The organism is Sphingomonas sp. (assembly GCF_039594485.1).
Taxonomy (GTDB): Bacteria; Pseudomonadota; Alphaproteobacteria; order Sphingomonadales; family Sphingomonadaceae; genus Sphingomonas.
Window position 1 is genome coordinate 19,382 of the sequence record NZ_JBCNNI010000047.1, and the last position, 7,965, is coordinate 27,346.

9 protein-coding genes are annotated in these 7,965 nt (G+C 67.5%); 6 read left to right on the plus strand and 3 right to left on the minus strand.

Features of this window, described 5'->3' with window-relative positions:
- Positions 1 to 44: 44 nt before the first annotated feature.
- From ABDV78_RS17520 to ABDV78_RS17545, 6 genes are all read left to right on the plus strand, one after another.
- Positions 45 to 173, plus strand: a complete 129-nt coding sequence (locus ABDV78_RS17520) for a hypothetical protein (protein ID WP_343528793.1) — start codon at positions 45 to 47, stop codon at positions 171 to 173.
- Positions 170 to 343, plus strand: a complete 174-nt coding sequence (locus tag ABDV78_RS17525) for a hypothetical protein (RefSeq protein ID WP_343528794.1) — start codon at positions 170 to 172, stop codon at positions 341 to 343. Before ABDV78_RS17520 ends, ABDV78_RS17525 begins: the two co-directional genes overlap by 4 nt.
- Positions 344 to 380: 37 nt before the next feature.
- The gene (hisS, locus tag ABDV78_RS17530; protein ID WP_343528795.1) at positions 381 to 1,703 is read left to right on the plus strand and encodes a histidine--tRNA ligase; all 1,323 of its coding nucleotides are present in this window, start codon (positions 381 to 383) and stop codon (positions 1,701 to 1,703) included.
- Complete coding sequence (gene prfA, locus ABDV78_RS17535) at positions 1,700 to 2,773, plus strand: peptide chain release factor 1 (RefSeq protein ID WP_343528796.1); 1,074 nt, start codon at positions 1,700 to 1,702, stop codon at positions 2,771 to 2,773. Before hisS ends, prfA begins: the two co-directional genes overlap by 4 nt.
- Positions 2,774 to 2,813: 40 nt before the next feature.
- Entirely contained in the window at positions 2,814 to 3,602 is a 789-nt protein-coding gene (prmC, locus tag ABDV78_RS17540) for a peptide chain release factor N(5)-glutamine methyltransferase (RefSeq protein WP_343528797.1), read from the plus strand.
- Positions 3,603 to 3,868: 266 nt separating this feature from the next.
- A complete protein-coding gene (locus ABDV78_RS17545) occupies positions 3,869 to 4,696 on the plus strand; it encodes a DUF4167 domain-containing protein (protein ID WP_343528798.1) in 828 nt (275 codons plus the stop codon).
- A gap of 84 nt (positions 4,697 to 4,780) precedes the next feature.
- On the opposite strand, the gene ABDV78_RS17550 is transcribed toward ABDV78_RS17545, so the two are convergent.
- Genes ABDV78_RS17550 through ABDV78_RS17560 form a run of 3 tightly spaced genes read right to left on the minus strand, consistent with a single transcriptional unit; the run spans position 4,781 to position 7,629 of the window.
- Positions 4,781 to 5,071, minus strand: a complete 291-nt coding sequence (locus ABDV78_RS17550) for a hypothetical protein (RefSeq protein WP_343528799.1) — start codon at positions 5,069 to 5,071, stop codon at positions 4,781 to 4,783.
- A gap of 54 nt (positions 5,072 to 5,125) precedes the next feature.
- Positions 5,126 to 6,604: an oligosaccharide flippase family protein gene (locus ABDV78_RS17555; protein WP_343528800.1), complete on the minus strand. Its 1,479-nt coding sequence runs from the start codon at positions 6,602 to 6,604 to the stop codon at positions 5,126 to 5,128.
- Complete coding sequence (locus ABDV78_RS17560) at positions 6,601 to 7,629, minus strand: glycosyltransferase (protein WP_343528801.1); 1,029 nt, start codon at positions 7,627 to 7,629, stop codon at positions 6,601 to 6,603. Before ABDV78_RS17560 ends, ABDV78_RS17555 begins: the two co-directional genes overlap by 4 nt.
- Between the last annotated feature and the right edge of the window lie 336 nt (positions 7,630 to 7,965).

Below are 7,965 nucleotides of genomic sequence, written 5' to 3' on the forward strand. Positions count from 1 at the left end.
GGTGGATCGACGTTCGCCCGGTTCGATCATGGTATGGTGCGGCCATGCCCGGTTCCACGCCCCATTCCGCCACGCTGCTCATCATCGACATGATCAACGACCTCGATTTCGAGGGTGGTGAGGAATGCGACCAATCTGCCGGTGCTGCTGCCGCAACTGGGGGTGCCGCGTGATCTTGACGGGGATGGCGGCGGACATCTGTGGGCTGTTCACCGCCGCCGACGCGCATATACGCCAATATGGCCTGTGGGTGCGCGGCGATACGGTCGCGAGGGGCGCGGGAGATCATGCGGCAAGGCATCTGCGCGGAAACGCGGGCGACGGAGACGTGATCGCACTCTAGCGCAGGCGCGCCCGCTCCCCTAGATACCGCCACCTCTATGGCACGGATCGAAACCCCCAAGCGCGTGCGCGGCACGCAGGACATCTTCGGCGACGAACAGCGCCGCTTCGCGCAGGTGCTGCGCACCTTCGAGCATGTCCACGGCCTGTACGGCTTCCAGCGACTCGACTTGCCGGTGTTCGAAGATACGCAGGTCTTCGCCCGCTCGATCGGCGAGACGACCGATGTCGTGTCGAAGGAGATGTACACCTTCCCCGATCGCGGCGGCGACCTGCTGACCCTGCGACCCGAATTCACCGCGGGGATCGCGCGCGCGTACCTGACCGAGGGGTGGCAACAATATGCCCCGCTGAAGCTGGCCACCTCGGGCGCGGTGTTCCGCTACGAACGCCCGCAAAAGGGCCGTTATCGCCAGTTCCACCAGATCGACGCCGAGATCCTCGGCGCGCCCGAACCGGCGGCGGATGTCGAACTGCTGGTGATGGCCGACCAGTTGCTGCGCGAACTGGGCATTGCCGAGGGCGTGACGTTGCAGCTCAACACGCTGGGCGATGCGGAGACCCGCGACGCCTGGCGTGCGGCGCTGGTCGCGCATTTCGAGGCGCATCGCGATCAGTTGTCCGAGGACAGCCTGGTGCGGCTCGACAAGAATCCGCTGCGCCTCCTCGACTCGAAGGATCCGCGCGATCGGCCGATCGCCGATGCGGCGCCCGATATCGACGCGTATCTGACCCCGGAGGCGCGCGCCTTCTTCGACGCGGTGACGGCTGGGCTGGACGCGGCGGGCGTGGCCTGGACACGCAATGCGCGGCTGGTGCGCGGGCTGGACTATTATCGCCACACCGCGTTCGAGTTCGTGACCGACCGGCTGGGCGCGCAGGGTACCGTGCTGGCGGGCGGTCGCTATGACGGGCTGGTCGAATCGCTGGGCGGCCCCGCCACGGCGGGCGTGGGCTGGGCGGCGGGGGTCGAGCGGCTGGCGATGCTGCTCGACGAGCCGGCCAGGCCGACCATCGATGCGGTCGTGGTGCCGATGGGCGCGGCGGCGGAGCTGCGCGCGACCGGCCTCGTTGCCGATCTGCGCCGGGCGGGCGTCGCGGTCGACATGGCGTTTCGCGGCAACATGAAGCGGCGTCTGGCCAAGGCGAACGACCAGGGCGCGCGCTATGTGCTGATCCTGGGCGACGACGAACTGGCGAACGGCCAGGTGCAGGTAAAGGCGCTCAGGACCGGCGAGCAGGCCGCCGCGCCGCTGGACGGGATCGCACAGGGCATCTTCGACCTCGTGTTCGAGGACGAGATCGCCGAGGATCATGGCGAACGGCTTCCCCCCCTGGGGCAGCGTCTGACGACCGCATGAAGACCATTTCCGCCGAACGCATCGCGCAGATCGAGGCGCGACGCGACGAATTGCAGGCGATGATGGCGACCGGCGACCTGCCGTCGGACCGTTTCGTCGCGGTGTCGAAGGAATATGCCGAGCTGGAGCCGGTCGCCAACGCCGCCGCCGAGGTGCGGCGCCTGCGGCAGGAGGCCGACAGCCTGGCCTTCATGGCGCAGGACGGCGATGACGAGTTGCGCGAGATGGCGGCGGAGGAACTCCACGTCAATCGCACCGCCCTGGCCGAGGCGGATCGGACGCTGGCGCTGGCGCTGCTGCCCCGCGACGCCGCCGACGAACGCGCGGCGATGCTCGAAATCCGCGCCGGGACGGGGGGCGACGAAGCGGCGTTGTTCGCCGGCGACCTGTTCCGCATGTACCAGCGCTATGCCGAACGGCAGGGGTGGCGGGTCGAGATCATCTCCGCCTCCAGCTCGGACGCGGGCGGCTACAAGGAAGTCGTCGCCTCGGTCGCGGGCGCGGGCGTCTTCGCCAAGCTCAAGTTCGAAAGCGGCGTCCACCGGGTCCAGCGCGTGCCGGTCACCGAATCGGGCGGCCGCATCCACACCTCGGCGGCGACCGTCGCGGTGCTGCCCGAAGCGGAGGAGGTCGACCTCCAGATCGACGACAAGGATCTGCGCATCGACATCTATCGCTCGTCCGGCGCGGGCGGGCAGCATGTCAACACGACCGACTCGGCGATCCGAATCACCCACATCCCGACCGGCCTGGTCGTGATCCAGCAGGACGAACGCTCGCAGCACAAGAATCGCGCCAAGGCGATGAAGGTGCTGCGCACCCGGCTGTACGAGGCGGAGCGCGAGCGGCTGGCGGCGGAACGGGCGGGCACCCGCCGCTCGATGGTCGGTTCGGGCGACCGGTCGGAGCGGATCCGCACCTATAATTTCCCGCAAGGCCGCGTGACCGATCACCGGATCAACCTGACCCTCCACCGCTTGCCGGAAATATTGGAAGGCGAACTGGATGAACTGGTCGGCGCGCTCCTCGCCGAGGATGAGGCCGAACGGCTCGCCGCGCTCGATGGGTGAGGGGGGCGGGGGCGGCATAGTGGATGCCCGCACCGCACTGATGCAGGCTGTTCTGCGGTTTTCCTTCTCACCGACCGCACGGCTCGATGCCGAATTGCTGCTCGCCCATGCGCTGGGGATCGAGCGTAACGCGCTGCTCCTCGACCTTGGCCGTGCGGTGCCCGACAGCTTCTGGCCGCTGGTCGAGCGTCGCGAAGCCCAGGAGCCGATCGCCTATATCACCGGCACGCGCGGCTTCTGGACGCTGGACCTGATCGTCGGCCCGGGCGCGCTGGTGCCGCGTGTCGATAGCGAGACGCTGATCGCCGCCGCGCTGGCGCATTTCGGCGATCGGCCCCCCGCGACCCTGCTCGACCTGGGCACGGGGCCGGGCACGCTGCTGCTCGCGCTGCTCGACGAATGGCGCGGCAGCATCGGGCTGGGCGTCGATCGCTCCGAGGCGGCCTTGCGCTACGCCGTCGCCAATGCGTCCGCCTGCGGCATGGCCGACCGTGCGCGGTTCCTGCGCGGCGACTGGGCGACGGCGCTGAACGGTTCGTTCGACTGCATCGTCACCAACCCGCCCTATATCGGCACCGGCGAGGCCCTGTCGCCCGAGGTGCGCGACCATGAGCCCGGCTCCGCGCTGTTCGCCGGGCCCGATGGACTGGACGATTACCGCCTTCTCGCCCCCGAACTCCGTCGCCTGCTGGCACCGGGCGGCGCGGCCGTGGTGGAGATCGGGCATGAACAGGCCGATGCGGTGACGGCCCTGCTGGAGGCGCAGGCCTTCCGCGTCACGCTCCATCGCGATCTGGGCGGGCGGCCGCGCGCGTTGCTGGCGTATTGAACAATTGCGATGATGCCCCATATTTCACTTGAAGGACCTAGGTCCGACCCGCTAGAGCGGGCGCAGGGGCACGCGAACATTCGACACTCTCACCGTTTTTCGGGTCGTTTGATTTCGGGTCGTTGCCCATATCCTTCGTCATGCAGTCGCTGCTGTCCGGCGGCCGTGGCAAGCGCCCCTTGGGCGCCAGAGCTTCGCATCGTGCGAGACGCGCGCGGTGCCGGGAAAAGTGGACCTTGTTGGTTTGACGACTAAGGACGAACAGCTTGATCAATAATCGGCAGGCCGGCCGCCGTCGCGGTCGTGGTGGCGGCAATAATGGTGGTGGACAACGCCCGGGTGGCAATCCCGGCCGTCCCGACAATGGCAATCGCATCGACAACCGTGCGCGCGGCAATGCCAACCAGTTGTACGAGAAGTACAAGAATCTGGCGGCCGAGGCGCAGCGTCAGGGCGATCGGGTCAACACCGAATATTATTGGCAGTTTGCCGATCACTATTTCCGGGTATTGAGCGAAAGCCGCTCGCGCTTCGAGGAACAGAATCAGCGTCGCCAGCGCGAGGAACCGCGCGACGACCAGTTCGACGACGGCTTTGACGGCGGCGACGAGGATTATGGCGACGAGGGCGATCCGATCCGCCCCGGCGAGCAGCAGGGCGAGGTCGAGCAGCGCCGCGAGCGCCAGCCTCGCGAGGAGCGCAACCGGGACGAGCGTCCCCGCGAGGAACGGGCGCGCGACGAACGCCCCCGTCGCGATCGCGAGGATCGGCCTCGCCGTGACGACCGCCGGCCCGCCCGTGTCGAGCAGCCGGTCCTGGAACAGCCGGTCGCGGCCGAAGAGGCACAGCCGGTCGAAACCGCCAAGGCACCCGAACCCGTGGCCGAGAGCGAAACGCCCCGCCGTCGTGGTCGCCCGCGTCGCGAACGCCCGGTCGAGGCGGAAGCCGTTGCCGAGCCGAGCGGCTTCGACGCCGATCGCCTGCCCCCGGCGCTGACCCCGGTGGCCGATGCCGAGCCTGTGGCCGAGGAAAAGCCCCGCCGTCGCCGCGTCCGTGCGGCGGCTCCGGCGGAGCCCGAGGCGGCGGCGGGCTGATCCCCGTTCGATCCTGAAGGAAAGGCCGGTCTTCGCATCCCGCGACGACCGGCCTTTTTCGTGTCGGGGGATGCAGGCAGAGGCTCAGGGACGCCGGTCGACATCCTCGTCATGGCCGGTCCCCGAACTCAGGAAGACCAGCCCCATCAGCGCGCCGGTCAGCATCACCATGCCGCCGATGCCGCCGATCACGCCCAATATCGTGACACCGTTGAGCGGCCCATAGACCTGCGCCAGCGCGACGATCGCCCCGGCAACCGCGATGGCGGCGGCCACCGTCATCCACGCCATCATCGTGCGAAATCGCGCCCAGGCGAAGGCCGCCTGGGAAGGATCGTCCAGGCCGGGCGGGGGGCTGGCTGGGGGTGGGGTCATCGACCGACCATGGACGGCTGCGGTGACGGGGGCAAGCGGACCGAGCGGGCCGGATCAGACGGCGCGGTTGCCCCGCCGCATCGGAATCGACGCCCAGATACCCCGCACGATCGCGGTGATCTCCACCCGCACCGGATGGCGCAGCGCATAGACGACCACCAGCCACGCGATGACGCCCGCCACCGCCGCGCCGGTCAGCAGGGCCGGACCGACCGCCTCGGGAACCGCGATCCAGCGATAGACGGCCAATAGCGGCGCGATCGTCGCCAGCGTGGCGACCAGGCTCTGCGCATAGACGATCACCATGCCCCGCCAGGCGAATCCGGTCACGCCGCGCATCAGCCCGGCATAGAGCAGGAACCATGCGATACCGTAGAGGATGCGCGACGCGGCGGCGATCTCCAGGCCCTGCATCGCGCCCAATATCAGCAGCCCGATCGATGCCGCGGTATCGAGCGCGTTGACGAGGATCAGACGCCGGATCCGGCCCAGCAGGATGGGCAGCTCGAAATGCAGCGGCAGCGCCGCGAAGAAAATCTGTCCGATCGCGATCCAGCTCAACAGCGGCGCGACCCCGGCCCAGCGCGGACCATAGAGCATCAGGACGATCGGCGTGGCGGCGGTGGCGAGGAAGGTCATGGCGGGCCAGGTCACCCCGCTATAGGCCGCGACCACCCGGCGATACGGCGCCGCCAGATCGGCCTTGGCATCGCGCAGGCGCGCAAAGGCCGGATAGAAGACGCCGTCGACCGCGCCACTGACCAGCATCTGCAACTGCGCCCCCAGGCTGGAGGCGCGACTGTAAAGCCCGACCGCGGTCAGGCTGAGGACGCGTCCCACCACCAGGTCGGGGCTGCGCGAACTGATCGCATCGCTGATATAGAGGAGCGAGCTGTCGGACCCGAAGCGCAGGATCGGCCCGATGCCGCGCAGGCTGGGGGGGAAGGGCGGGCGGATACCCGACCGCCATTGTCCGATCAGCGCGCGCGCCGCCTGCTGTGCCACCGCGGCCCAGGCCAGCGCGAAGGCCGAATAGCCCGCCCAGGCCAGCCCCAGCGAAAAGGCCGCATTGACCACCGCCGCGCCGACGCTGACCAGGAACATCGAATAATAGTCCATCCGCCGCTGCAACATCGCACTGGGCACGATGCCGAACGGCACGACGAGATAGGAGCCCGCGATGATGACGAGCAAAGGGGTAAGCTGCGCATTGCCGTAGAATCGCGCCACCGGCCAGGCGAGCGCCAGGATCAGCATTCCGATCCCGAAGGCGAAGACCAGCGAAACCGAGAAACAGGTGCGGATCTGCGCCTCGGTGAGGTCGGGCTCGCCCGCGACGAAGCGCCGGATGCCGAAATCCTGAAGCGCCGACACCAGCAAGGCGGCCGACAGTGCGATCGAATAGAGCCCCATTTCGGGCGGGGTCAGGAAGAATCGCGAGATCAGCACGCTGACCACGAACTGGATGGCGAAGGCGATATATTGCGCGCCGATCGACCAGAGCGCGGCCCCTCGGATCGAGGAGGCGCTCATCGACCGATCGAATCCCGGATCAGGAACATGGCCAGCCGCAACGCTGCGAGCGGGTGGTAATAGCGCGCGAGCCGGACGACCGTCCGCCACAGCCCCGGACAGCGTTCGTCGGGCGAATCCCGCGTGTCCGCCAGATGCGCGGCGATCAGCGGCAAGCCGTCCCCCGACAGCGAAGGGAGATCATAGAGCATGGCACGCGTCATTGCGGCACGAACCGCTCGCGCCTGCCCCGGCCGGCCGAATGCCGCATCGAGCAAGTCGATCGGTGGCAATTCCTGCCAGGTTTCGCTGGGATCGGGATGTCCTTCGACCCGTGTCGCATGGGCGCGCTGCGCCACGGCGGCTCCATAATGCTGGGCCAGGGCATGGCGGTGGGAAACCTGGGTCGTAGAATAGCGATACAGGAGCAGCCGCTCGGGCAGATTGGCCATTCGGGTCCGCTCGCTCAACCGCAGCCACAGATCATAATCCTCGCAATGCCGATAGGCGACGCGATAGCCACCTACCGCGCGAACCAGGTCGCGCCGCATCATGACCGACGGATGGCAAAGAGGCGACCCCTGCGGCAGCGCGGCTGCGACCGCTTCGGCGGAGAGCGGTCGAGCGAGGGGCTGATCACGTCGCGTCGTGCCCGTCTCTGTGATCCCCAGGAACTGGGTACCGACCACCCCGTGATCGGGATGCGCGTCGAGAAAGGCGACCTGACGGGCGAAACGCTCGGGCAGGGCGATGTCATCGCCGTCCATCCGCGCGATATACTCGCCGCGTGCCATCCCGATGATCCGGTTCAACCCCGCAATGAGCCCCAGATTCGGCTGGTGATAGGCATGGATTCGCGAATCGCGCCTGACATAGTCCGCGATGATCGTGGAGGACCCATCCGTCGACCCATCGTCCACGACCAGCAATTCAAAGTCGCTGAAGCTCTGCGCCAATAGGCTATCCAGCGCGGCACCGAGATAGGGCGCGTTGTCATATACGCACAGCGCGACGGTGATGCGGGGGGGGATAATGGGCGACGTCATGCTTCAATCGCACAGTCTCTACAAAAGCTGATCAACAGGTCCTTAAAGCGCCAATGACGAACAGGCTAATTCCGAATGCGCAATGGGGTTTCTCCGCGATACGATGCCTCAGAATGCGCTAAGCTACTGATATATATGGCATCTTTGAATTCTTGCAGAAAAGTGGCAATTTTTGTGTTGACCGTAATGGAGGTGGGGCCTAGAGGGGTTTCACCGCGACGGAGCGGGCCGCTGCGGCGGCCTGGGTGTTGGCGGTACTGGCATTGAGATGCTGGCGCACGGAAGTTTCTAGGCCGGGAGGTTTAGGGATGGAAGGGGTGCCGGTATTTGTTGTCG